The 25,709-nt window shown below is 31.2% G+C and carries 24 protein-coding genes; 13 read left to right on the top strand and 11 right to left on the bottom strand.

The genetic code is table 11. The annotated features are described in order from the left end of the window. Positions 1-64: 64 nt before the first annotated feature. Together E9099_RS10765 and E9099_RS10760 are read right to left on the bottom strand one after the other, a co-directional pair. Entirely contained in the window at positions 65-1,792 is a 1,728-nt protein-coding gene (locus E9099_RS10765; protein WP_136583628.1) for a TonB-dependent receptor, read from the bottom strand. Between the two features lie 41 nt (positions 1,793-1,833). Next, the gene (locus E9099_RS10760) at positions 1,834-4,854 is read right to left on the bottom strand and encodes a tetratricopeptide repeat protein (protein ID WP_136583627.1); all 3,021 of its coding nucleotides are present in this window, start codon (positions 4,852-4,854) and stop codon (positions 1,834-1,836) included. Between the two features lie 254 nt (positions 4,855-5,108). On the opposite strand from E9099_RS10760, the gene E9099_RS10755 reads away from it, so the two are divergent. Genes E9099_RS10755 through E9099_RS10745 form a run of 3 tightly spaced genes read left to right on the top strand, consistent with a single transcriptional unit; the run spans position 5,109 to position 7,632 of the window. Further along, complete coding sequence (locus E9099_RS10755) at positions 5,109-5,795, top strand: cell division ATP-binding protein FtsE (protein WP_136583626.1); 687 nt, start codon at positions 5,109-5,111, stop codon at positions 5,793-5,795. Positions 5,796-5,806: 11 nt separating this feature from the next. Then, complete coding sequence (locus tag E9099_RS10750) at positions 5,807-6,697, top strand: glycosyltransferase family 2 protein (RefSeq protein ID WP_136583625.1); 891 nt, start codon at positions 5,807-5,809, stop codon at positions 6,695-6,697. Then, the gene (locus E9099_RS10745) at positions 6,694-7,632 is read left to right on the top strand and encodes a glycosyltransferase family 2 protein (RefSeq protein WP_136583624.1); all 939 of its coding nucleotides are present in this window, start codon (positions 6,694-6,696) and stop codon (positions 7,630-7,632) included. Before E9099_RS10750 ends, E9099_RS10745 begins: the two co-directional genes overlap by 4 nt. Here E9099_RS10745 and E9099_RS10740 read toward each other — a convergent pair. Further along, on the bottom strand, positions 7,615-8,022 hold the full coding sequence (locus E9099_RS10740) for a sugar 3,4-ketoisomerase (protein WP_136583623.1): 408 nt from the start codon (positions 8,020-8,022) through the stop codon (positions 7,615-7,617). The genes E9099_RS10745 and E9099_RS10740 overlap by 18 nt on opposite strands. Before the next feature lie 9 nt (positions 8,023-8,031). Next, on the bottom strand, positions 8,032-9,129 hold the full coding sequence (locus E9099_RS10735; RefSeq protein ID WP_136583622.1) for a glycosyltransferase: 1,098 nt from the start codon (positions 9,127-9,129) through the stop codon (positions 8,032-8,034). A gap of 35 nt (positions 9,130-9,164) precedes the next feature. Here E9099_RS10735 and E9099_RS10730 point away from each other — a divergent pair, with 35 nt between their 5' ends. Continuing rightward, on the top strand, positions 9,165-10,304 hold the full coding sequence (locus tag E9099_RS10730; protein WP_136583621.1) for a glycosyltransferase: 1,140 nt from the start codon (positions 9,165-9,167) through the stop codon (positions 10,302-10,304). A gap of 1 nt (position 10,305) precedes the next feature. Here E9099_RS10730 and E9099_RS10725 read toward each other — a convergent pair whose 3' ends face one another. From E9099_RS10725 to typA, 5 genes are all read right to left on the bottom strand, one after another. Further along, positions 10,306-11,613, bottom strand: a complete 1,308-nt coding sequence (locus E9099_RS10725) for an O-antigen translocase (RefSeq protein WP_136583620.1) — start codon at positions 11,611-11,613, stop codon at positions 10,306-10,308. After that, a complete protein-coding gene (locus tag E9099_RS10720) occupies positions 11,614-12,717 on the bottom strand; it encodes a DegT/DnrJ/EryC1/StrS family aminotransferase (protein WP_136583619.1) in 1,104 nt (367 codons plus the stop codon). Continuing rightward, the gene (locus E9099_RS10715; protein ID WP_240788884.1) at positions 12,714-13,586 is read right to left on the bottom strand and encodes a GNAT family N-acetyltransferase; all 873 of its coding nucleotides are present in this window, start codon (positions 13,584-13,586) and stop codon (positions 12,714-12,716) included. The genes E9099_RS10720 and E9099_RS10715 overlap by 4 nt, the downstream gene beginning before the upstream one ends. A 428-nt stretch (positions 13,587-14,014) precedes the next feature. Then, positions 14,015-14,782 (bottom strand): nicotinamide mononucleotide transporter family protein, encoded by a 768-nt coding sequence (locus E9099_RS10710; protein WP_136583617.1) that lies wholly within the window; start codon positions 14,780-14,782, stop codon positions 14,015-14,017. Positions 14,783-14,785: 3 nt separating this feature from the next. Beyond that, positions 14,786-16,585 carry a translational GTPase TypA gene (typA, locus tag E9099_RS10705; protein ID WP_136583616.1) on the bottom strand — a complete coding sequence of 600 codons (1,800 nt, stop codon included), beginning with the start codon at positions 16,583-16,585 and terminating at the stop codon, positions 14,786-14,788. 239 nt (positions 16,586-16,824) lie between these two features. Between typA and E9099_RS10700 the strand changes: the two genes are divergently transcribed. From E9099_RS10700 to E9099_RS10680, 5 genes are read left to right on the top strand one after another with little or no spacing between them, the layout of a single operon-like run. After that, positions 16,825-18,687 carry a DUF4836 family protein gene (locus E9099_RS10700; RefSeq protein ID WP_136583615.1) on the top strand — a complete coding sequence of 621 codons (1,863 nt, stop codon included), beginning with the start codon at positions 16,825-16,827 and terminating at the stop codon, positions 18,685-18,687. A 5-nt stretch (positions 18,688-18,692) separates the two neighbouring features. Next, entirely contained in the window at positions 18,693-19,325 is a 633-nt protein-coding gene (locus tag E9099_RS10695) for an ATP-binding cassette domain-containing protein (protein ID WP_168800741.1), read from the top strand. Then, positions 19,322-20,515, top strand: a complete 1,194-nt coding sequence (locus E9099_RS10690) for an FtsX-like permease family protein (RefSeq protein WP_136583613.1) — start codon at positions 19,322-19,324, stop codon at positions 20,513-20,515. Before E9099_RS10695 ends, E9099_RS10690 begins: the two co-directional genes overlap by 4 nt. A 31-nt stretch (positions 20,516-20,546) precedes the next feature. Beyond that, positions 20,547-21,365, top strand: coding sequence for a 3-deoxy-8-phosphooctulonate synthase (gene kdsA / locus E9099_RS10685; RefSeq protein ID WP_136583612.1), 819 nt, complete (start codon positions 20,547-20,549; stop codon positions 21,363-21,365). A gap of 7 nt (positions 21,366-21,372) precedes the next feature. Beyond that, positions 21,373-21,591: a hypothetical protein gene (locus E9099_RS10680; RefSeq protein WP_136583611.1), complete on the top strand. Its 219-nt coding sequence runs from the start codon at positions 21,373-21,375 to the stop codon at positions 21,589-21,591. Here E9099_RS10680 and E9099_RS10675 read toward each other — a convergent pair whose 3' ends face one another. Next, positions 21,592-21,954 carry a DUF1801 domain-containing protein gene (locus E9099_RS10675; protein ID WP_136583610.1) on the bottom strand — a complete coding sequence of 121 codons (363 nt, stop codon included), beginning with the start codon at positions 21,952-21,954 and terminating at the stop codon, positions 21,592-21,594. A gap of 6 nt (positions 21,955-21,960) precedes the next feature. Then, positions 21,961-22,335 (bottom strand): hypothetical protein, encoded by a 375-nt coding sequence (locus E9099_RS10670; RefSeq protein WP_136583609.1) that lies wholly within the window; start codon positions 22,333-22,335, stop codon positions 21,961-21,963. 144 nt (positions 22,336-22,479) lie between these two features. Here E9099_RS10670 and E9099_RS10665 point away from each other — a divergent pair, with 144 nt between their 5' ends. From E9099_RS10665 to E9099_RS10650, 4 genes are all read left to right on the top strand, one after another. Further along, complete coding sequence (locus E9099_RS10665; protein WP_136583608.1) at positions 22,480-23,091, top strand: hypothetical protein; 612 nt, start codon at positions 22,480-22,482, stop codon at positions 23,089-23,091. Positions 23,092-23,121: 30 nt separating this feature from the next. Continuing rightward, positions 23,122-23,415 (top strand): winged helix-turn-helix domain-containing protein, encoded by a 294-nt coding sequence (locus E9099_RS10660; protein ID WP_136583607.1) that lies wholly within the window; start codon positions 23,122-23,124, stop codon positions 23,413-23,415. 54 nt (positions 23,416-23,469) lie between these two features. After that, a complete protein-coding gene (locus E9099_RS10655) occupies positions 23,470-24,864 on the top strand; it encodes a DUF4153 domain-containing protein (protein WP_136583606.1) in 1,395 nt (464 codons plus the stop codon). Between the two features lie 369 nt (positions 24,865-25,233). Next, positions 25,234-25,707 (top strand): Coq4 family protein, encoded by a 474-nt coding sequence (locus E9099_RS10650; RefSeq protein WP_136583605.1) that lies wholly within the window; start codon positions 25,234-25,236, stop codon positions 25,705-25,707. Positions 25,708-25,709: the final 2 nt, after the last annotated feature.

The raw sequence follows: 25,709 nt of genomic DNA, 5'->3' as shown, positions 1-25,709 counted from the left end.
CGAGATGAGGCTGTTTTTTTTTACATAATAATTTTAGACTGTGATTATACCGAAATTTGCGTATTTAAAAATCGAATTTATAAGTTCCTCCTGCCAAAAACTGAATACCCTGCACTGGTGTGTTTTGCCATTTAGTATACGCTTCCCCTACTATATTATTAGCTTTTGCAAACACAGAAAAACGATCGTTTATATGATAACCTACATGTGCATTGGCATCAAAATAAGCATCTAAAGTCACAACTCCTGTTACAGATGGTGTTACACTAGAAATACTAAATTGGTCTTTACGCTCTCCAATATAATATAAATTAGCCCCAGCAAACCATTGTTCATTAATTTGATAGTCTAAAAAGACTGATGCTTTTAAATCTGGCAGATTCCAAGCTTCCATTTCGTTTTTAACATCGTATGAGAAGTACTCTCCTTTAACTCCTAATGTAAAGTTTCTGTTTATATCTACATTTAATTCTGCTGCAACACTTAATGTTGTTACGTCATCATAAGTTAACCCAAATGAGTTTCCGTACGTATAAGCTTCTGACGTTTGCGTGATATCATTATTTACGAATAACGCTTTATTTTTTTCGGATTTATAATTACCACTTACTGTGTAACTCATTGCATTAGACAGCTTTCCTTTTAATCCTCCGAAAGCATTATATTGTTGATCTGTTGGTGCTACAAAAAGATTAGGTGACACAAATTGATTGTCCTCTACAAAATCGTAATATGAATTTTGAATCAATCCCCCTTTTACACCTCCAAAAACAATTAAAACATCATCTATAAGTCTGTAACTAGCTGCTATATTAGGATAGATAAAGAATTTACTCTCACTAGCCTCCGTATCATTTAAATAGACCGCTTTAACACCTAAGTCCACCGTCAAATCATCTTGTTTCAACTGAAATTTTGGAGCAACCCCAAATTGAAAATTACCATAATTAAGCTCCGTTGGTACTGCATAAGCTTTATCAAAACTACCTCCTAAATAATCGACAAACACTTCTACATCGACATCGTTATCTTGGATATTTACAGTTCCAATAGCATTAGCCTTAAATCGATTTTCTCCAGAACCATAATCATCACCAAAGCGTCTAAAAATAACACTTCCTGAAGACACAATCCCATCTTCAAACATAATATCTCCTCCAACATAGGCATTGATAAAACTATGTCCTACATCTAACGTATCCGCAGTTGCCTGAGTAAACAAAGGTTGCTGTAAACCATACCAATTATAAGTTTGATACTGAAAACCTCCTAACGCAGTCCATGTATAATCACGATCTGATTTAGTATAGGTTATATTAAGCTTTGAATCTGAAAATCCACTATCCGTTAACACTTCATCAATATCACCTTGAGAAGAATGGTGACCAATATAAGCACTAAATGCTTGGTCTCTGCCAATAGCATGATTTAAATAAGCTTCCCCTAAAATAGTAGTATATGATCCAACACCTAAAGTTGCGTAATTGTTATACAACTTTATTTTTTTTGCTTTATCCACGACTGCTGCTTTTCCTTTTGCAGGAGTAAATGTTGATGCCACAGGAAAAGAGAAAATATTATATTTAACCTCCTTCTTTGTTCCTGTATTGTTATCATCTAGAGATGGTGTTTCTTTTACTTTAAAAGCATCAGAAATTGATGGTGTATATGGTTTTATTACATCAATAACACCTGTTTGTATCGTGTCTCCTTCTCTTTCTTGCGCAAACGCAAAGACAGAAACTAATAACGATGGTATTAATAAAATGATTTGTTTTTTTATACTAAACATAATTTATATTTATGAATTACGATGGTCTTGATTACTGATTTTTAGTCCTCGGTGATTACTGACGAGTTTGTTTTAGCTTCTTCTGCTTTTATTCTAGTCAATTGGGTTTGTGCTTCTGTTTTCACATCCTCAAAATTGCTAAAGTTTTTAATGACACTTTCAAGAATATAAGTGGCTTGAAAGGCATCTCCTAAAGCATAAAAGTTTTTTGCCATTATTACTAGTCCTTTTGCTCCGTAGTATTTATATCCAGAATAATCTTTTGCTAAACGCTGTGTTACTTTATTAGAGTCGTTATACAGTCCGTCTTTATTTTTAAAGTATGCGTTGTAGTATAATGCTTCTGCTGCTGTTTCACCAGTTGCAAATGTTTCGACTTGCGTATAAGCGGTTCTTGCTTTAGGTTGATCGTTAGTTTTAAAAGCAGAACGTGCAATGATCACATACGCATCACTTCTTACTTTATTATCTAAATTAACATTACTAAGCACTTTTTCCGCGTAAGCGACTGCTTGACTATATTCATCTAATTGATAATTAGCCTGCATTAAATTAGATTGTGCAAATAAACTATTTTGAGGAAAATTAGCCTCTAGCTCTAAACGTTTTAATGTTGGAATTGCAGCATTCCAATCTTTTTTGTCTAGTTGAATTTGAGACAAACGCAATAATGCTTCTTCAGAAAACTCACTTTGTGATTGCTCTACAACATAAGCATAATGTGGTTCTGCACTAGGTTTTACATCTTTTTTGAAATACAATTGAGCCAAGTAAAAATGCGCTTGTGTAGCATGCAATCCATTTGCAAACTCGCTTAAATACCCCTCAAATTGTTTGATAGCAGCATTTACGTTTTCATCCAAATATTGTTTTTCTGCTGCTTGATAAGTTGCATTATCTAAATCTGCATCAGTAACTTCGACAAAATCCAATGTTCTAACCCAAGTGGCATACGCGTCAACTTTTCCTAAATCGATATAAATTAGTCTAGCTGTTGCTACCGCTTGGTTAGCTTCCGGAGTACCTGGGTACGCTTTAGCAACTGCTTTAAACGTTGTTAGCGCTTGTTCATTTTGACTAGCATTGTAGTACACTAATCCTTGACGTAACTGCCCTTTGCGTGTAAATGGACTTGTACTATATTCTTTTTTTAATTGATTATAAATAGCAATTGCTTTAGCATCTTCTCCTGCCTTTACATAACTATTCCCCAATGCATACATGGCATCATCTCTTAATTTAGATGTTGGGTATTTAGCAATAAATTGTTTTAATTGCTCAGTTTGATCACTTTCTTTACCAATGTAACCATAACTCATAGCTTTTTGAAAAAATGCATAGTCATTTTCAATCTTCCCAATTTCCATCGCCTTATCATAAGTCGAAATAGCTTCACTATAGCGACTTGATACAAAATAGCCATCTGCCAATCTTAGATAAGCATCGTTCAATCTAATTTTATCTGTTTGATTTTTCTCAATAAATTGACTAAAAAATGATGTTGCTTGGCTATAATTTTTCTGTTTAAAATACGTATAAGCGATATTGTAATCTAAGTTTTCAAACTCAATAGTTGCAGCCGATTCATTTTGTTGTGCAAATTGTTTGAACCCAATTAAAGCATCATCATAGTTTGTTAAGTTATAATCTGTTTCTGCTTTCCAAAAAGTGGCTCTTGCTGTATACTTTTGATTTTGTTGTTCTTTTAGCGATTTATCAAAAAGGTCTTCTGCTTCTTGATATTTACTTTCATTAAACAACTCTAAACCTCTATAAAAGGCTACTTTTTGATACGCAACCTTACTCTCAAAGCTATTTTTGTTTTTCAATAACACTAATGCTTCTTTGTAATTTTTAGAAGTAATGTACGAGTCTATTAATAACGACTCCACCTCTTCCTTATATTCTGTATCCGGATACTTTTCTAAATAACTATTTAAAACTTGTGGTACCGATTGATAGGCATTACCTATTTGATAACTTATTTTAGCATAGTTTAACCACGCATCTTCTTGTATTTTTAAATCATAATCCATTTGAGAAGCATTTCTAAAAGCATTTAATGCTTCTTGCTTCTTACCAACATTAACATAGCTTTCTCCTAAATGGTAATAGGCATTTTGAGCAACACTGTTATCTGCACTTACAATTTTATTGAATTCTGAAATCGCTTTATCATACTCCTTTTGCTTATAATAAGCATATCCTAACTGGTAGTAATCGGTATTATTCCATTTCCCTTTTTTACCCTTGTAATCCGTTAAGTATGGAATAGCTTCGTCATATTTTTCAAGATTAAAATAACTTTCTCCTATAATTTTATTTAATTCTGAAACTTCACTTCGCTCACTAGTTTCTAATTTAGATTTAGCCAACGCAATAGCTTTATCAAATTTTCCTAATTTAAAATTTAAATCCGCTTGGTAATAGCTTAGTTTTTCTTTATATTTTTCTTCGTTTCCAACTTGCTCAAAGTACTTATTGGCTTCATCGTAATCATCACCTTCATAAGACATAAACCCCAAATAGTATTTGGCTTGAGCCCCATATTTCTGAGACGTTTCGACACGTGTTAAATACTTCCTAGCTTCTTTATAGTTTTTAGTTGTAAACGATGCGTACCCATTATTAAAGTTATACGCTTCCCTATCGCCTTTTGCTAAAGACCCCTCGTCCACTTTAGCATACCATTTTTGGGCGTAAGCATATTTACCATTTATAAAATAATATTCTGCGACGTCTAAGAAGGCTGTATTTCGTTTTGTACTTGTTGGATAATCTTCGACAAAACGCTCCATTAAGACATCCGCGTTTTGCTGGTTTAATCTAATCGCCGCATTTGCAATATAGAACGCACAGTTACTTTGAACATTCTCGTCATCCGTCGTTTTTTTAATTTGAGTAAACAAATTTTGAGAAGCCAAATATTGTTGACTATTATATAGCTGTAATGCTTTTTGGTAATCCCCTAAACTACTTGTATAGACCGCTGATTGCTGCCCAAGTAATTGGAAACAAAATGCTATAGTTATGAAAAATGTAAGCTGCTTTTTTACTGACATTGACACTGTTTTTAAATTGAAAATCAAAGATAAATTAATCTATAGGTCTAACGCGTGATTTTACTAATAATTATATTTCAAGTATTTAAATGTATAAATAACTCTAAGTTTTTATTAAATTAAGGTGTCCGACCAACTGCTTAATAAATTATTATTTTTCTGCCTCTTTTTTTACTATTAATTGTTTACTTTGTCCTTTACAATTTTACGCATTCCAAATGCGTTATGTTAATAGCAAGAATTAAAATTATTTTATGTCAGATATTGTTTTAGAATTAAAAAACGCTTCAATTTTTCAAGGCGAAAGCTTAGTGCTTTCTGATATAAACTTAGAGGTAAAAAAAGGTGATTTTGTTTATCTAATTGGTAAAACAGGTTCTGGGAAAAGTAGTTTTATGAAAACCCTTTATGGTGATTTAAAATTAACCAAAGGCGAAGGTCATATTGTAGATTTTGACTTACTAAAATTAAAAGAGAAGGAGATTCCTTTTTTACGTCGAAAACTAGGTATTGTATTTCAAGACTTTAAACTTCTTACAGATCGTACGATAAATGACAATTTATTATTCGTTTTAAAAGCAACTGGCTGGAAAGACAAAGAAAAAATGAATGAACGTGTTGCTTCGGTATTAGACAAAGTAGCCATGAAAACTAAAGGTTTTAAGTTTCCGCATGAATTATCTGGAGGAGAACAACAGCGTATTGCTATTGCCCGCGCCTTATTAAATGACCCTGAACTTATATTAGCTGATGAGCCAACAGGAAATCTAGACCCACAAACAAGTATTGAGGTTATGGAAGTACTGTTAGAAATAAATAAAAATGGGAATACTATTTTAATGGCGACTCATGATTATGCTCTACTTTTAAAATACCCAAGTAAAACACTAAAATGTGATGACAATAAGGTCTTTGAGGTCGTGCAACGTAAAGCCAATTAAATTTCAGTTTTATGCTTTCTGTTTTAATTCCGACTTATAATTACGACGTTACTAATTTAGTTAATAGTTTACATCAACAACTTACTGCTTCCAAAATACAGTTTGAAATTTTAATCTTTGATGATGGCTCAAATTCAGGATTAAATTCAAAAAACGACAAGTTAAATACATTATCCTTCACCACCTTTAAAAGCCATGTGAAAAATGTTGGGCTAAGTAATAATCGTAACCTTTTAGCGGAAGCTTCCCAATATGATTATATCCTATTTATTGATGGTGACTCTTTAATTATTTCTGACCAATACATATCTAACTACCTTAAAAGTATAACTCCAAAATCCTCAATAATATACGGTGGACGTATCCATCCCGAAGAAGTGCCTAAAAACAGACGCCTACGATGGAAATACGGCAAACAAAGAGAGGATTTAACTGCAAAACAAAGAGCACAGCAGCCTTACAAATGCATGTTTTGTAATAATATATTGATGACTAAAGCTGTTTTTAATAGTATCGGTTTTGAAAAAACATTAAACCAATACGGTCATGAAGACACTTTATTTGCTTATCAAGCTAGCTTATTAAACGTAGACCTATTACATATAAATAATCCTATTCTACACGAAGATGTAGATTTTAATGCTGTCTTTTTAGATAAAACAAAAAAAAGCCTTCAAAACTTAAATTACATTTATAAATCAGGACTTATACCTCCAAGTTTTATTTCGTTTTTATCTTATTTCACCAAACTAAAAACATTTAAAATTAATTATATTTTAGCTTTTTTATATTATTTGATTAATCCAATAGCCAAGTACATTCTGAACACAAAACACTCTTCTTTATATTTATTCGATTTATTTAGAATTAGCTATTTTAGTCATATTAATCTCAAAAAATGAGTCCTTTTTTTTCTGTCATCATACCGCTATACAACAAAGAAAGTTATATTTCCACAACCTTAAATGCGGTTTTAAATCAGTCGTTTCAAGATTTTGAAATTGTTATTGTTAATGATGGCTCAACGGATCAAAGTCTATCTATTATAAAGACCTTTACAGATCAAAGGATAAAACTTATCCATCAAAAAAATCAAGGTGTTTCTGTTGCACGTAATACTGCAATAAAATCTTCAATAGGAACCTATATTGCTACTTTAGATGGAGATGATCTTTGGAAAGAGAACCATCTAGAAGAGTTAAAAAAATGCATTACACTTTTTAAAAATGCGGTCCTATATTGCAATAATTATGAAATTAAGCGACACGATGGATTTATTACAAAAGCAAAATTTAATTTCGATTATACTACAGAATGCCTAATCGTCCCTGATTTTTTTGAAGCTAATATCATAAATTATATTCCGCATTCCTCTTCTGTTGCTTTTAAAAAAGATACTTTTTTTAAAATCGGAGCCTACAATTCGCAACTGCGTACTGGTCAAGATATTGATTTATGGATTAGATTTGGTTTGCATGGTCCTATTACATTCAACCCAACAGTTACGATGCTTTATAATTTTTTTGATCCAACTAGTTTATCTAATAGCCAACTAAATGACAACCGATCAATGTTAATCAACCAATATACTAATGAAGAACTATCAAATCCGTCTTTAAAGCGTTACATGGATATTAAACGTTATGCTTTAGCTATTAGATATAAATTTAATGATGAAGACGAAAAGGCAGCTTTACTGATTAAAGATATTAGTCTAAAAAATATTAATTTTAAACAACGCTTAATACTACGCTGTCCAAAAATCATTTTAAGTAAAATGAAACAATTTCAAGGCTTTTTGATAAAGAAAAATATATACTTATCTGCTTTTAGATAAAATAAAGTCTTTGTAATCTCTGATATAGTCTGCTTCATCATAAACTTCCGAAGCTAAAACTAAACAAACAGCACCCGAAGAAAAATTTTCAAGTTCCCGCCAAATCCCTGGCACTATCAACAAGCCTTTATTAGGCTTATTAAGCGTTACTATTTTAGTATCGTTACCATCTTTTAAAATCACATCAAAACTACCACTTAGAGGCACCAAAAATTGACGTAGCTTTTTATGCGCATGACCTCCGCGATACGCGTCACTAGGTATATCGTATAAATAATAGACCCGTTTTATATCAAAAGGAATAACTTCTTTTTCTATAACCGCTAAAACACCACGCTCATCATGGACTTTAGGAATCTCTATGAAAGTAACGTTATCTATTGTATTCATTTTATGATTTTAATTTAAAATGGCTTTCCATTTTTGAACAATATTAGCTTCTGAAAAATTAACAACGCTACTTTTTGAGTTATTTTTACAATTTAAATACAATTCCTTATTTTCATAAAGTCGTTTAATAGCATCTGCTAATTTTATTGGATTATGATTTTCTACCAGAATTCCATTGACATCATTCTTAATGATTTCATTGGGTCCAGATTTACAATCAACAGAAACTACTGGCACACCCAGAGATAAAGACTCTAAGATACTTCTTGGAAATCCTTCATACCTACTGGTAAGCACTGTAAACAAAGCATGAGTTATCACTTCCGTAGGGTTTACTAAATATGGCAGAAACTGAATATGTTTAGATAATCCATAGTCTTCTGCCTTAAGCTTTAATTTCTCTAAATCTGGCCCCTCACCCAAAACCTTGAGTTTAACTCCTTTTTCTGGTAGTGATGAACCAGCGTATCCTTCAATTAGAAGAGAAACATTTTTATGTTGATCGTCTAAACGTCCAAAAAACAAAATATATTCTTTTAAAAATTCGTCTTCTGTTTCCTTTATGATATTGCTTCTTTTATCTACCGGGTTATGAATCACTATTGTATTATTAAACCCATACTCTTTAATTAATCTTTCAGATATACCTCTAGAAACACCAACCATTTTATAAGCATTTCCATATAAAAACTTACTTAAAAATCGCTTTGGATTTATATACAAATCCACCTTAAAATTACGAACACAATAAATTGTTTGTCTTGGAGTATATAAAAACTTAGAAATTATTAATTCTTTTGCAAATCCAATACGTGTCCTATTATCAATAACATAATCAAATTTATTTTCTTTTAGATAAGTCTTAAAAACTCGTAATCTGTTCCATCTTCCAAAAGCAGAATTATCTTTATCTTTAAGTAATCCTAAATTTAATAATTCACCTTTGTATGGGAAATCAATATTATTTAAGACACTGACCACATGAACATCAAAACCTGCATCGTAAAGCATTATAGATAATAAACCTGAAGACCGTTCTGCTCCACCACCTGCCAAGGAAGACACAACGATGCAAACTTTATTATTATTATTATTACTTTTTATCATTTACGACTATCTTTGAGACAAATATAACTATATAAATGAAAATATTATTAATCGGAGAGTACAGCAGATTGCATAATTCGTTGAAGGAAGGTTTAATAAAATTCGGGCATGAGGTTACCATTGTAGGCACAGGAGATGGCTTTAAGGACTATCCTGTAGATATTAAAATTAATTCTAAAATATCAAAATATTCTTTCTTAAGATTTATTAGCAAAGCGCTTATTAGAACACTGAGAATAAACATCGTAAAACTTGAGAATTATTATAACTTTAATTCCATATTACCTGAATTAAAGAATTACGATGTTGTACAATTAATTAATGAAAGTGTCTTAAAAAGTTATCCTAGCTTAGAAATACGATTTTTAAAAAAATTGACAAAACAGAATCATAAACTATTTGTTTTATCATGCGGCACAGACTATTTAAGTGTAAAATATGCAAATGATAAAAAATTAAAATACTCCAACCTAACACCTTATCATGAAAAAAAATTAAAAAAAGAATATCAATTTGTTATGCAACGCCTAAGCCCTTCACATTATAAATTGCACGCTTTTATTTTTAATATAACAAATGGAGTTATTGCTTCAGATATAGATTATCACCTTCCTTTATTAAATCATCCTAAATATTTAAAAATTATTCCTAATGCTATCAATACAGATAAAATCAATTATTCTCCTTTAATAATAAAGGACAGGATACATATTTTTCATGGCATTAATAGTTCCAATACCATAAAAAAAGGAGGTGACATTTTTGAAGAAGCTTTAAAAATTATTGGTAATAAATATCAAGATAGAGTTTCAATAAAAACCACTTATGATATCCCCTATGATGACTACATTAAAATTTATAATGATACTCACATATTAATGGATCAAGTATACTCTTATGACCAAGGTTATAATGCATTAGAAGCTATGGCAAAAGGCAAAGTCGTGTTTACTGGAGCAGAACAAGAATGGTTAGATTATTACAGTTTAAAAGAGGATACTATTGCTATAAACGCACTCCCAAATGTAAACTATCTTGTAGAAAAATTAGAATGGCTTATTTTAAATCCTAAAAAAATATTTGAAATTTCAAAAAATGCTAGAGCATTTATAGAAAAAGAACATCACTATAAAATAATTGCTGAACAGTATTTAAAAACATGGAAAGACGCTTAATTTAGCGCTCTTCAATTTTATCTGGTAACACCCCAAATAAAGAGGAATAAAATATCAATAGTATTATAGCATAGTACATTATGTTGGTAATAAAATAGGCCATATTTGCGCCAACTACACCAAACTCATCTATTAATATTTTACTAGTAAAATATAATGTTATTACAGAAAAAGCCTCTGTAACAATATAGTGCCAGAACATACGTTTTGCAAGAAACTGATAAGCTATTACCACAGACAATACCTTTATAAAGTCTCCCATTAGTTGCCACAAAAACAATTCTTCCACAGGAGTAAACTCGTCAGTCAACACGATTCGAATAATAAAATGCCTCAAGAAATAAATAACAATTAATCCTACAGCAAAAATTGGAATAATAGACTTATAAAACCCAAAAACCTCTTTTCTAAAATCCTTTATATTATCAATTTCAGAAAATCTTGGTAAAATATACATAGTTAAAAGTGTGGTAACAAATAGCAAATAGTACTTTGAAATTCGATTCATCGCCTCCCAAAAACCAGCTTCTTTTAGTCCTACATTATCAATAATATAGCTTCTAATTAATATCGCGATTAAAGGTAAAATTATTGCTGAAAATAAAGCCATACCAGAATAAGAACTTAGTTTTTTGGCAAAACTTAAACTAAAGTTACTTGCTTTTATAAGAGGAATAAAATTTCGACGATTAATAATTCCCACTACAGTAATTAAAAATATCAGTGATTCTGCCACCACTACGGCTATTAAAGCACCATCAATCTGCTCTTGCCAAATTAATAAAATGGTAATAACCGACCCTAAAATTTGGCCAAAAATATTAAAGACAATTAAATATTTATATTTGGAAAATCCATTCAGAATGGAAAATGCAAACATATTTAAGGCATAAAAAGGAATTGCTATTGCGAAAATCTGAATGATATAAGCGTAATTATTATACTCTTTAAATATTAAGTCATTAATATAATCTGCTTTAAAATACACCAAAAAAGACATCAATATCGTTGATATAAAGCCTAAGTAAAATACTGTAGATAAAATTTTACTAAGCTGAACAGTATCTTTTTTGAATTGCGCGATATACTTAACCACTCCTTTATACAATCCAAGTATAGATATAGATTGTATTGAGCCCACAAAATTTCTTAGATTCCCAACTAAAGCCATTCCTTCCGAACCAATAAAAATCGCTATGAATTTGGACGTCAAAAAGCCTGCAATTATTTTTACAATAACAGAAACAGAGTTAAGTGACGCCACTTTAACTAAAACATTAGTATTTATATAATCTAGAACTTTTTTCAATTAGTAATCATTAAGGGTTTTAATTACTGTCGTTACCTCCAAATCAGTCATTACTGGACTAATAGGCAAACTCACACAAGTGTCGTGAATTTTATCTGTTATTGGAAATTTTAAGTCGTTAAATATTTGAAGTGCTTTTTGCTTATGAGGAGGTATTGGGTAATGAATAGCAGCTTCAATGTTATGTTCTTTCAAATACTGAATAAAATGATCACGATTATCTACCAAAACGACAAATAGATGAAACACATGATTACGTAAATCATTAAACCTAGGCATTTTAATCTTTGCGTTTGTAACATCTAACAAGTAGCGTTGAGCAATAACTAAACGCTGTGTATTATCAGCATCCAAAAATTTAAGCTTAACATTTAAAAACAGCGCCTGAATTTCGTCCAATCTATTATTGACTCCTAAAACATCATTTACATATTTAGATGATGTACCATAATTTCTTAATTTTAAAATAACATCAGCTAATGCTTTGTTATTAGTCGTAACTGCCCCAGCATCCCCTAAAGCTCCTAAATTTTTACTTGGATAAAAACTAAAAGCAGCCGCATCACATAAGTTCCCCGATCGTTTTGATGTTAAATTATCAATAGCACCGGTGGATTGTGCAGCATCTTCAACAACTAACAATTGATTATGGTTAGCTAACGTATTAATTTCGGATACATCACACAACTGACCGTATAAATGAACAATCAGTATTGCTTTTGTAGTTCCAGAAATATGCTTTTCAATTTCTGACGCTTCTATATTAAAGCTATCCAAATTAGGTTCTATTAAAATAGGTTTTAAGCCCACTTCCATAATAGACAATATAGAAGCAATAAATGTATTAGCAGGAACAATCACTTCATCTCCCTTTTGCAATAAACCCAATTCTAAATACCCTTTAAAGATTAAAGCTAAAGCATCAAAACCATTACTGACGCCAATACAATATTTGGTCCCACAATAATCAGCATAGTTAGATTCAAAAGTTTTTACACCTTGTCCTAAAACATAAACTCCAGAATTTAAAAATGTATTGAACTCCGCTTTAAACTCTGATTCAAAACGTGCATTAATTTTGGGTAGGTCTAAAAACTTTATCATATCAAAACCGTATCTAAAATTTTATAACTGTTAGTAGCCACTGTATAAAAATCTTGTATTACTGTTCTTGCTCCAAAACCTTCTTTCCAATATTGTAAACCTTGATTAACTTGTCGACCATTATTTACATTAGATATTCCAAAATCAAAAAAACGTTTATTATTAAATACAGACGTAATTAAATGATGATGCAAAAAATCCAAACTACCTAATTCGTTTTTTTTGTTATTACTAGATATATACTGTGCGTGTGCAACATATTTACTCTCAAAAATTGTAGTTCCCGCAATTATCTGATCATTTTGATAAACATTAAACTGACGTATTTGCTTACCAAAATTAGTTTTCAATACTTTTATTTCTGCCAAACTATGTACAGGTTTAGCATTATGCTTCACACTTAAATTAGGCTCTAGTACTGTTGACCAAAAAGATTCAAAACAATGCTCTTCTTCCACAACCAAACCATGCTTCTCACCCTTTTTAACGCCTTCTAATCTATTTTTAGAAAATTTTAAAGGATGTCTATAGTCAACTACAGATAATGCATCACGCCTATTTAGTTTAGCCTCAAGTAAAAACATGATGTAAGTCTGTTCATCATTTGGTAACGTATTATAAATAGAGGGTAACATCTTTAATTGCAACTCCTTAACATCAGATTTACTTAAAAACTTTAAAAGTGCTCTAAAAATTAATAAAACGGTATTAAACTTTACATTTTCTTTAAACACTAAGCCGCCATATGTTAATCCTTGATGAGAATAAACATTATCACCAACCTTATTTGCAGGGAGTATTGCAACTAATTTTTCACCCTTAAACACAAGCAAAGAGAAATCATTAAATCTGTCTTTATGGTATTCCATAAAATTGCGATTAAATAAAAACGTTGCATTTTTGGAAGCGACAACAAAATCGTTCCAAACGTTAAAGTATTCGGGGTTATATGTTTGTATTGAAAAAATAATAGTACAATTTTAGGCCAGCCTAAATTACTAATTAAAAAAGAAATTGCAGTACATTTATTTAGATAATGGTTCAAAAACAATCTCACCTTGGCAGTCCATACATTTATAGACTCCAAACGGTATGTCTTGATTGATTATAATACGATTACTATCGTCTTCAAGATTACAAAAACACCTTCCTATTTTTATGTAATAAGAAAAAAAAGGATTATCCAAAAAATCACCTAGTGTTTTAAATGTAACATCAAAGTCTGGAGGCCTTGAATTGCCAAAATAGCAATATCTAAAGAATAGAATGTAATTATTAAACGAGAAAAACTATAGCCTTACGCCACTTCTGTCTTTTTTATATCCCCATTTATACGCCAATCAAAAAAAGTAAGTATTGAATTTATAATATAAAACACATATTTAACAATATTAGCGACATTACCTTGTATTACATTTTTAATAATTTGAGCTAAGTTATAAAAAGACCACGTTAAAAACGTTTGTTCATACTTAAAGGCAGTGCTTACATTACCAACTAACGATATTCCAAATATAATCGCTACGGTATGTTTAAAAAATTGATTATTAATAGTTGTTCCAAACCAATAAAACCCTAAAAAAACTAAAGTATAAGATACTATAAAAGCTAAAAGTATAAGTAACCAATATTTTGCATCCGCTTTTTTAACTTGCTCGCCGTCACTCCATTTTTTAGTGGCGATAATGGCAATAATAAACGTTAAAGGATACGTTATAATGGCAGAATGATTACCAAATAGATAATCAATCACACCTGAATTAACAGTCGTAAACACACCAATCCAATTTCCTAAATTTTGTTGTTTAACAATCATCCTAGCAGCCAGTAAAGACACTACTGCTCCGATGGTAGATAACAACCCTATAGGAAAAGCGCCTTTAGAGATATAATCACTAAAACCAGAAAGAGGTACCCCAAATTGGATACCTCCCTGATAATATATAGTTTCATGAAATCCTCTGTAAAAACAGATAACGGTTACCAAAATTACACCAACTATATCAATATATTTAGAGTGTACTACACGTCTAAGTGTTGGATTTGATAACTGTAATGGTTTCAATTATTAAGCAATCTTATTTCTCTTACGATCGTTTTCTGTTAAATAGATCTTACGTAAACGAATATGGTTTGGTGTTACCTCTACATACTCATCTTTTTGGATATATTCTAATGCTTCTTCTAAACTAAACTTAATTGCTGGTACAATCTTAGCTTTATCATCTGCTCCAGAACTACGTACGTTACTTTGCTTTTTAGCTTTAGTAATGTTTACAGCCATATCATCTTGACGAGAGTTCTCACCAATTACTTGACCTTCGTAAATATCTTCACCTGGTTCAACGAAAAACTTACCTCTATCTTGTAATTTATCAATAGAGTAAGGTATAGCTTTACCATTTTCCATAGAAATTAAAGATCCAGAAATACGTCCAGCAATAGCACCTTTTAGTGGTTGGTACTCTTTAAAACGGTGTGCCATAATTGCTTCACCAGCAGTAGCTGTTAATAACAAGTTACGTAAACCAATAATACCACGAGAAGGAATTAAAAATTCGCATATCATACGATCTCCTTTTGCTTCCATACTTAATAATTCACCTTTACGTAAAGTTACAAACTCTACAGCTCTACCAGAAACAGTCTCCGGAAGGTCAATTGTTAATTCTTCAACTGGCTCACATTTAACACCATCAATTTCTTTGATAATTACCTGTGGTTGTCCAATTTGTAACTCATAACCTTCACGACGCATAGTTTCAATTAAAACTGATAAGTGTAATACACCACGTCCAAAGACCATAAATTTATCTGCACTACCAGTTTCACCTAGTTTAAGTGCTAAATTCTTTTCTAATTCTTTTTCTAAACGATCTTTAATATGACGAGACGTCACATATTTACCATCTTTACCAAAGAAAGGTGAATCGTTAATTGTAAATAACATACTCATTGTAGGCTCATCAATAGCAATTGATTTTAAACCTTCAGGGTTTTCGATATCTGCAATTGTATCACCAATTTCAAATCCTTCAATCCCTACAACAGCACAAATATCTCCAGTTTGAACGCTTTCGACTCTCTTACGTCCTAAACCTTCAAATATAAATAATTCTTTAACTCTACTTTTAGTTGTAGACCCATCTCTTTTAACTAAAGATATTTGTTGTCCTTCTACTAAACTTCCTCTTTGTAATCTACCAATCGCAATACGACCTGTAAAAGAAGAGAAATCTAAAGAAGTAATAAGCATTTGAGTTGTTCCTTCAGGAAAAACAGGCGTAGGCACATGCTCTATAACCATATCTAATAATGGTTCAACGTTTGTTGTTTCGTTTCTCCAATCATCACTCATCCAGTTATTTTTAGCCGAACCATAAACGGTTGGAAAATCTAACTGCCACTCTTCTGCTCCTAATTCGAACATTAGATCAAAAACTTTTTCATGTACTTCATCAGGAGTACAGTTTTCTTTATCTACTTTGTTTACAACTACACAAGGTTTTAAACCTAAGTCAATCGCTTTTTGTAATACAAAACGCGTTTGAGGCATTGGTCCTTCAAAAGCATCCACTAATAATACAACACCATCAGCCATGTTTAATACACGCTCTACTTCACCCCCAAAATCGGCGTGACCTGGTGTATCAATGATATTAATTTTTGTGTCTTTGTAAATTACAGAAACGTTTTTAGAAGTAATTGTAATTCCTCTTTCACGTTCTAAATCATTGTTATCCAAAATTAAGTCTCCTGTGTTCTCGTTTTCACGAAACAATTGACAGTGGTACATGATTTTATCAACCAACGTAGTTTTTCCGTGATCGACGTGTGCAATAATTGCAATATTTTTAATATTAGCCATAATGGTGCCTTATTTTAAGCGTGCAAATGTACTCAATTTTTATCTAAAAATACGTTTTAATTAAAATTTGACAAATTCATCACTAAAATTTGTAACATTTTTAATCAAACAGACACAGATAGTTATGTCTAATTAGAGGAATAGCTTATTAATTGTTTTAATAATATTTAATAAAAAATATTATATGATTAGATTTGTCAACTTATTAATCAACGACTTAAAAAAATTACACTAGAACCATGAAAAAATTTATTTGTCTACTTGTTATTGCATTTCTATTTGCCAGTTGTGGCACCAAAAACGAAGAATCCTACTTTATCCCTAAAGATGCTGTAGCTGTCATGTACGTCAATCTTAAAACGCTTTCTGAAAAAAGCAAAGACTTAGATTCAAAAAACCTAAGCATTAATACTTTAATAGAAGACAAAGCTCCTGAAGAAGTAAAAGCGTTTGTATCCGAATTTATGACCTCAGAGAATCTAAACAAAACGTTTAGAAAAGAATTTATTCTTGGATTTGGTTCTTTTAAAAGACTCTCTGGATTTGGTGGTCTAGCATTACCAATTAAAGACGCTGCTACTTTTGAAGCCTTTATACAACCACTATTAGAAAAATTACACGATTTAGAAAAGGAGGAGAATGTTGGTAAAGACAAAGACTTTACTGTTTATTCTACTGGAGAATTAGCTATTGGTTGGAATAATAAAACAGCATTAATAATTGGTGCAAATAATTATGCTGCTGCAGAATTAAAAGACTTAACTAATTTAAATAGAGCTGAAACCATCTTAGCAACAAATTATTTTGACGATTTCTTTGATGTCAAACAAGATATGGGATTACATATAACATCGACACCTTTAGGCGATGCTTTTGATGGATTACTTAATGCTTTTGCAGGTGTAAAAGTTAATTTAGAAGACAACAACCTATCGTATCACGGAAGCTTTGAAGATGACCATATCCATACTAATACAAATCTTAAATTAAATAAAGACTTCACCTCTTTATTAGGTTATAAAAAATGGATGACCACGTCTTACAGTAAATCTATGCTTAATGCGTTACCAAATAGCCCATTACTTTTAGCAAAACTATCAATAGACCCAGAAGCATACTTTGATCATATTACAAGTTTAACAGATAATAAAGTACTACCTGTTCAGGCTAGGGAAGAATTGAAAAAAAACCTTGAAAGAGCTAACACTGAATCTGAAAGAGAAATCGGTATGAGCACTAAAGATATCGCAAAAATATTTGATGGTTCTGTAATGTTTGCTATAACAGAAGGTAAAACAGTTAAAGACTCTGTATACGATTATAATTACTACACTGGAGAAGAAACATATACAATAGTAGACAAGAAGGTACCTAATATGTATGGTGTTATTGCTATTAAAAACAAATCTAAATTTGACAATTTATTAGCTAAGATCCAAGAAAAAGGAGCACCTATTACAATGTTAAGTCCTAATTATTATGAAATTGAAAAAAATTCGTACATGGTAATTACCGACGATTTAATCTTTTTCACAAATGATGTTGAAAAAGCAAAAGAAATTAACACCAACGGAAAACTAGCTAATAATTTATCTGATTTTGAACATAAAGACAAATTATCGCATTCAATTTATCTTTACACCAAAGGAAACATTGCAGAAATAAGTAATGATTTTGCGCAATCTTTAAGTAACATGTACAATCCTTATGGCAGATACAATACTTACGGAAGTGATAATACAATGGATCAATTTAAAGATAAAAGCATTGCAATATATGATAAGTATTTTGGCGAAAACCATTATTTTATTGATACTGACGGCGGAGAGTCTTTTACTTATACTAAAGGTGACAAAAACTCATTAATTCAAACTGTTTTATATGGTGACGAACTTGCTAAAACAATGAATACTTTAATGGATGAGATTAAAAATAAAGAGCAAGAAGTAATCGAAAATGATGACATTACTGAAACAGATGTAGATGCTGTTACGGAAGACGATGAAGACCCAGAAGATATCGGAATACTAGTTATTGACGAAGACGACGAATCTGTTTACGATATAGAAGAAACAGTTATTGAGGAAACTGAATCAAACTAGTTAACGTGCAAATTACTATCCAAAACATAATACCAAACTTTTTTACTCCAGCTTCATCCGAAGTCTGGAGTAAAAATTTTGAGTTACTACCAAATTCAAAATATTTAATAAAAGCAGTTTCGGGAAGTGGGAAAAGTTCATTTTTTAATTTTTTATATGGTCTAAACAACCGGTATTCTGGATCTATACTATTTGACAAAACGACTATCGCTTCATTTACTGAAGATGATTGGACGTCTATTAGACGAGATGAAATTTCGATTGTATTTCAAGGTCTTCGACTCTTTCCAGAATTGACGGCTTTAGAAAATATTCAACTAAAAAATAGTCTAACCAATCATAAATCTGAATCTGAGATTTTAGAAATGTTAGCACAATTAGACGTGGATCAATTAGCTCATAAAAAAGCTGAGACCTTATCTTACGGTCAGCAACAGCGTATTGCTATTGTTAGAGCCTTATGCCAACCGTTTGAGATTTTATTATTAGATGAACCCTTTAGCCATATAGACCAAGCCCAGATTACAAATGCGGTTACTCTAGTGACACAGGAAGCAGAAAAAAACAATGCAACTTTAATAATTGCCAGTTTAGGTGATACTTACAATATCGATTATACAAAAACATTATTGTTATGATTGACAAACTTCTAAAAAAACAAGTTGATAAATCTCAGCTACTCTTTTTTGCACTAAGCTCTAGTTTAGGTTTAGCCATATTGCTAATTGTGATCCAATTATTTATTGATACACGATCCATATTTAGTTCTGAAAACGACTTATTAGGTAATCAAAACTTAATTATTTATAAAGATTTAGGAAGAGACAACGCCTTTACACCAAAAGAAATAGCAGAACTTGAACAACAACCCTTTATTAATAAAACGGGAGGCTTTACACATGGGACTTACCGTGTGCTTGCCAGTGTTACACTACCAAACTACACCGGAATTTCTACGGAGATGTTTTTAGAAGCTGTAGGTGACGAGTTTTTAGATATTAAAAGTGCCGATTGGAAATGGCAACCAGGAGATCGAGAAGTTCCTATAATTATTCCTAAGAATTATATAAACCTGTATAATTTTGGATACGCAGCAAGTACAGGAATGCCGCAAATTAATGAGAAAATTATTAGACAAATTCCCATCGACTTAAAACTTACTGGGTCTAGTAAAACAGAACTATACCCTGCTTATATATTGGATGCTTCCGAAAAAATAAATTCTATTTTAGTTCCGGAATCCTTTTTAAAGTATACCAACAAAACATTAAGTCCTTTAAAAGAATCTAAAATATCTAGAATAATTCTAGATGTTATCAACCCATCAGACCCTAAATTACTAGAGTTTTTAGCCTCCAAAAAATACAACTATCTATCTAATGACGTGCAAAACTCCAAACTGAGTTATGTCCTTAAATTAATCTTGAGTATTGTTTTAGGTATTGGATTACTCATTACTATATTATCAATATACCTGGTTATTACCAATATTAATTTATTGATTTTAAAAAATAAGCAAACGATCACACAGCTTCATTTTTTAGGGTACTCTAAGACGCAAATAGCTAAAGTATATCACACTATCGCTTATAAAATCTTAGCCATTTCAATTATTGTCGCTTTACTATTAAGTACTATTAGTGAATTTTTGATTTCGCCGTATTTAGAACTGTTACAAGTTGAAAAAACCATGACTTCCATTATTTATTTGGTTGCGATAAGTATTGTTCTTTTTATCCTTTTGGCTTTGTACTATCGTCAACACACCAATAGTAAAATTCAGCAAATGTTAAGACCAAACACAAGCCTACTAACTACTGAAAATTAACTTATCTTTGCAGCCTAAATTATCCTAAATTATGATACTTCAAGACATCCCTAAAATAAAACATACAGATAGTAATAATTTCTTTTTGCTTTGCGGTCCTTGCGCAATTGAAGGCGAAGACATGGCGTTTAGAATTGCCGAAAAAGTACTAACTATTAGTAACAAACTTGAAATACCTTATATTTTTAAAGGAAGTTTTAAAAAAGCCAACCGTAGTAGAATTGATAGTTTTACAGGTATTGGTGACGAAAAAGCTTTAGAAATTTTAGCTAAAGTTTCTGAAAAATTTGATGTCCCAACCGTTACAGATATTCATGAAGTTAGTGATGCTGCAAAAGCAGCGCAATATGTTGATGTCTTACAAATCCCTGCTTTTTTAGTACGCCAAACAGACCTTGTTGTTGCTGCTGCAAAAACAGGAAAAGTTGTCAACCTTAAAAAAGGTCAATTTATGAGTCCTGAAGCCATGAAACATGCAGTACAAAAAGTAAAAGACGCAGGAAGTGACAAGGCTTGGATTACAGATCGCGGAACGATGTTTGGTTACCAAGATATGATTGTAGACTTTAGAGGTATCCCAACGATGCGTCAATATGCTCCAACGGTCTTAGATGTAACACACTCTTTACAACAACCTAATCAAAGTGCTGGTGTAACAGGTGGTCGCCCTGATATGATAGAAACGATTGCACGTGCTGGAATTGTCAATAATGTGGACGGTTTATTTATAGAAACGCATTTTGATCCTGCTAATGCTAAAAGTGATGGTGCTAACATGTTACATTTGGATAACTTAGAAGCATTATTAACTAATTTAACGGCTATTAGAAAACTAGTGACTAGCTTTTAATTAGTCTATGTTATATCATCTAGTAGGATACATAATTTTAAAACTTCGTTACCCAAATACAGAAGAACACAAAAAAATACTTGAAGAGAAATATGAGGGTTTATATAGAGATGTAGCCTTACAACCTATCTTAAAAATAATCGGAGTTATTTTTATTATTGCATTAACAGCGCTATTGATTGCTGTCATTTATGGTGCGTTTACACATGACGCATCTATATTATAACTATCTTTTATAAAAACTAAGATCCTTACTAGCATAGACCTCTTTAAGTATATCGACCAGGACAACATCATCTATCGCTTTTAAAGATTTATAGCGCAGTGATTTTACAACCTTACGGTTTTCACTTACCAAATGCTCTAAATGCTTAGTAATGTATGCCGAGTGCCAAAACCCAATATCAACATAATCTTTAGATTTATTCATATAACAAATAGGGCGTTTACGTATGTAATAACAAGGTAAACGCCATTTGTATTTTAATTCTACTTCTGGTAATGTTTGCTCAATAACCAGCTGTAAATGCAACAATATAGAACGGTAAGGTTCTGGTTGCTTTAATATATAATCCTCTGCAGGTTTCAATCGTTATTACAATATATGTAATAAGCTTAACACACCTATAGCTAACAAAGCGATACCAATAATAGCTTTAAAAGGAAATAACTTGTCCGATATTTTTCTTAACGTTTCTTCTAAAGCGGGTACTTTCCCAAATACGTGTGTTAATAATAATAAACCTCCAATAATACTTACAATACCCCAGATACTAAATCCTCCGCGTAGTATACCCAATAATGGTAAAACAATTAGTGCTCCACCAATTACGGTTTGAAAAGGCGCTAAAACACCTGCTATTTTATTAAAAAAGTTTGCTTCTCCGTCCCATTTATCTAAAGTTGCTAGTCCTAATAATAACCCTCCTGAGATGTTTGCTATGTCTAAAAGTAATCCTGTCAATGCCATAATGTTTTTTTTTAAAATAGTTAGTTTATAAATCTATGAAAAATATTTAGTACTTAACCCAAATGTTAAAATGAATATTAAGAAACTTTTAACTTGCATATTTAAACGATTTACGGTTACTTTGTATTTCAAAGTACTTTTATTATGAGCAACCAAGATTATTTAAAAGACATAAGCACTATTAAAAACTTAATGAATAAATCCTCAAGATTTATTTCGTTGAGTGGTTTGTCAGGTATACTAGCAGGTGTTTATGCACTAATTGGCGCTGCTCTGACCTACTACTTAGTTACAACTTATAGCTACGGAAGGTTAACTTTAGATGGTTGGGTTTTTAGATATGTATTTTTTATCTTATTTATGGTTGCTTTTTTAAGTGTTGTGACTGGTGTTTTTTTAACCACAAAAAAAGCGAAACAAAACGGAGAAAGCATATGGGATAGCTCTTCCCAAAGGTTAATTTTCAATTTTTTAATCCCATTAGTTGCTGGTGGTTTATATATCTTAATAGTCCTTAGTCAAGGACGCTATGGTCAAACCGGAGGTTTAATGCTTATTTTTTATGGTTTAGCATTAGTTAACGCTTCAAAGTATAGTATCGGTAATATTAAGTATTTAGGTTTTACAGAAATTATCTTAGGTCTAATCGCAACCTTATATCCTGGTTACGGTTTCTGGCTATGGGTTATAGGATTTGGAGTGATGCATATTATTTATGGGACTTATATGCATTTTAAATATGATGTTAAAAAATAAATAACACATTCGCTAAAGCGGAAACAAAGCATGAACATAATAACTAACATCAATAAAGTATTTGACCACAGGATAAGACTTGGTATCATGTCCGTTTTGATGGTTAATGAATATGCCGATTTTAAAACACTAAAAGAATTGCTTGGTGCCACAGATGGGAATCTAGCAAGTCATACTAAAGCACTTGAAAAAGCGGAATACATTATAGTAGAAAAACAATTTATAGATCGTAAGCCAAATACACGTTACAGTGTTACCAAGTTAGGTCAAGCCGAATTTAAAAAGCATATCAACGCACTAGAAAAATTAATCAAAAAACAATAACACTATTTTTTTATCAATCTACTTTGAAAAACAAAGTACTTTTAATAGACAATTATGAAACACCTCATCCTTATTATTGCCTCTCTATGTTTTAGCGCCCTATTTTACCAACAAACCATTGGTTTAAACCTGAGCCTGTTTTCGATAATTACTATAGCAATATTATGGTGGCACAACAAACCGCAGTTTCAAAATCAAACCACTATAATCTATGCGTCTATATATTTAGTAACCGCAATTCTGGTATTTATACAAGGGACTGCTTTAGCTATATTTACTAATATCTTTTCATTTTTTACTTTGATAGGATCTGTATCCTCTAACAAAAATTCGATTTACGTACAATGGATTAATGGCTTTTATACTGTAATTGCAGGATATTTTCATCGCAAATTTGACAGTGATGTCACTCCTGTACAAACCGCTTTAAAAAAAGATATTGATATTTTACATTGGGTAAAACTGATTGGTATCCCGCTAGTATTCATTATCGTTTTTATTCTACTTTACAAAAATGGGAATCCAATATTTGAAGATGTAATTGCACAAATTAATTTCGACTTTATCAATCTGCAATGGATCCTTATGACTGTATTGGGTTATTTTCTATTCAATAACATTAGTCAACCTGTGACAATAGAACCTGCAACCACTTTAGATTTAAATACCGTTAATATATTAATTGAAAGAAAAAATACGTCCGAAGAAAAAAACAAAAAAGACAATCAATTAGGGACTACTCTACTTGCGTTTCTTAATCTTCTGATCGTCTTTTATAGTATTACAGATGTCATGTCTTTGTTGACCAATACAGTGGATAGTGCCAACCATTTATCAATCCAAGTACACAATGGAATTAATGCTTTAATAGCGTCCATTATAATAGCAATACTAACTATTTTATTCTTTTTTAGAAGCGATTTAAATTTCTACAAAAAAAATAAAACTATTAAAAATTTAACCTATTTATGGATTGGGTTAAATAGTATACTCATTGTTTTAATTTCTATTAAAAACTATCAATACGTTTCAGCTTTTGGTTTTACTTATAAACGTCTTGGAGTATTCGCTTACCTACTAATGACATTTTTCGGCTTGATTACCACATTTATAAAAGTCTATAAAATTAAAAACATTTGGTATTTAGTCAGGGTAAATTCTCAAATTGCTTTTGTTATTTGCATGTTATCTGCTACTATAAATTGGGACTATTCGATTACAAAATTCAATATTAACAACGCTAAGGTTTTAGACATAACCTATCTGATACATCTCAAAGGAAACAACTCTCAATTATTAAAGACTTATGCGCAACAATACACATTATCAGAACCAATCAATAGTCAAATTAATCAAAAATGGACATCACACAACCAAAGTCTATCTCTTATGAATTGGCAAGAATATAGCCTAGAAAACTTTACTAACACCTCTAAAACTAATCAGTAATGCGTTTATTACAAAACACCTTAAAAAGCACATTATTAGCTACAGGTATATTTTGGTTATTATATATAAAACACGTAAATATAAGCGACGTCTTGTTTTTTGTTTTTATTTCATTTTTACCTATATTTTTAACTTGCTTACTAACTATTGCTATCACGATTTATCCTTTTTATGTTTATGGAGACATTAACAAAATAAGTCGTAAGTCTATATTCAAATTATACTTTCCGTATTACGCCATGCTCTTTTTTTGCTTTGCTGTATTCATTCTAATGTCAACACATATTGACTCCTTAAGACTAATCTTTTTCACCTCAGCCTTTATAACAACCTGTCAATCTTGGGTATGGTTTGCAAAACAATAAATCTATGAAAAAACAACGTAAACAATTAATCGCTTGGCTTTTTAAAGTCACACAACATATTTACACAACCTATTTTAAAACTAACCAACCTTGGGGTATTAAAAAAGAGCAATTGCTAGAATACAGTCCTAAAACTTTTGGTCATCATTTAGGACTGTTTTTAGACAGCAATGGATTCGAATTAATTCCTAAAGTAGAACGTCACGACGCCTATCATGTGATGACTGGTTATAATAGTAATGAAGAAGACGAAATTGCTTTACAATACCTCTGTTTTGGAAATGGAAAACGCAGTATTTACCTTTTTGGTGTCATTGCCATTGGGTCTATAATATTGCCAGAATACTGGAAATACTATCTAAAATCCTATCGTATTGGAAAAAGTGCTAATACTTTTTACAACTTAGATTACAAAGGATTACTTAATACCTCAATTAGTAATTTACGAGGGTCCATTTTTATTAATTTAAACTATTAAAC

This window comes from Psychroserpens sp. NJDZ02, from assembly GCF_004843725.1.
GTDB lineage: Bacteria > Bacteroidota > Bacteroidia > Flavobacteriales > Flavobacteriaceae > Olleya.
The sequence above is the reverse complement of the archived record's forward strand: the minus strand, read 5'-3'. Positions and strand labels throughout refer to the sequence as shown.

Bases quoted from the DNA above. Each gene is read 5' to 3' on its own strand.
- E9099_RS10765 (WP_136583628.1), bottom strand. From the start codon at position 1,792: ATGTTTAGTATAAAAAAACAAATCATTTTATTAATACCATCGTTATTA.
- E9099_RS10760 (WP_136583627.1), bottom strand. From the start codon at position 4,854: ATGTCAGTAAAAAAGCAGCTTACATTTTTCATAACTATAGCATTTTGT.
- E9099_RS10755 (WP_136583626.1), top strand. From the start codon at position 5,109: ATGTCAGATATTGTTTTAGAATTAAAAAACGCTTCAATTTTTCAAGGC.
- E9099_RS10750 (WP_136583625.1), top strand. From the start codon at position 5,807: ATGCTTTCTGTTTTAATTCCGACTTATAATTACGACGTTACTAATTTA.
- E9099_RS10745 (WP_136583624.1), top strand. From the start codon at position 6,694: ATGAGTCCTTTTTTTTCTGTCATCATACCGCTATACAACAAAGAAAGT.
- E9099_RS10740 (WP_136583623.1), bottom strand. From the start codon at position 8,022: ATGAATACAATAGATAACGTTACTTTCATAGAGATTCCTAAAGTCCAT.
- E9099_RS10735 (WP_136583622.1), bottom strand. From the start codon at position 9,129: ATGATAAAAAGTAATAATAATAATAATAAAGTTTGCATCGTTGTGTCT.
- E9099_RS10730 (WP_136583621.1), top strand. From the start codon at position 9,165: ATGAAAATATTATTAATCGGAGAGTACAGCAGATTGCATAATTCGTTG.
- E9099_RS10720 (WP_136583619.1), bottom strand. From the start codon at position 12,717: ATGATAAAGTTTTTAGACCTACCCAAAATTAATGCACGTTTTGAATCA.
- E9099_RS10715 (WP_240788884.1), bottom strand. From the start codon at position 13,586: ATGGAATACCATAAAGACAGATTTAATGATTTCTCTTTGCTTGTGTTT.
- typA (WP_136583616.1), bottom strand. From the start codon at position 16,585: ATGGCTAATATTAAAAATATTGCAATTATTGCACACGTCGATCACGGA.
- E9099_RS10700 (WP_136583615.1), top strand. From the start codon at position 16,825: ATGAAAAAATTTATTTGTCTACTTGTTATTGCATTTCTATTTGCCAGT.
- E9099_RS10690 (WP_136583613.1), top strand. From the start codon at position 19,322: ATGATTGACAAACTTCTAAAAAAACAAGTTGATAAATCTCAGCTACTC.
- kdsA (WP_136583612.1), top strand. From the start codon at position 20,547: ATGATACTTCAAGACATCCCTAAAATAAAACATACAGATAGTAATAAT.
- E9099_RS10680 (WP_136583611.1), top strand. From the start codon at position 21,373: ATGTTATATCATCTAGTAGGATACATAATTTTAAAACTTCGTTACCCA.
- E9099_RS10670 (WP_136583609.1), bottom strand. From the start codon at position 22,335: ATGGCATTGACAGGATTACTTTTAGACATAGCAAACATCTCAGGAGGG.
- E9099_RS10665 (WP_136583608.1), top strand. From the start codon at position 22,480: ATGAGCAACCAAGATTATTTAAAAGACATAAGCACTATTAAAAACTTA.
- E9099_RS10660 (WP_136583607.1), top strand. From the start codon at position 23,122: ATGAACATAATAACTAACATCAATAAAGTATTTGACCACAGGATAAGA.
- E9099_RS10655 (WP_136583606.1), top strand. From the start codon at position 23,470: ATGAAACACCTCATCCTTATTATTGCCTCTCTATGTTTTAGCGCCCTA.
- E9099_RS10650 (WP_136583605.1), top strand. From the start codon at position 25,234: ATGAAAAAACAACGTAAACAATTAATCGCTTGGCTTTTTAAAGTCACA.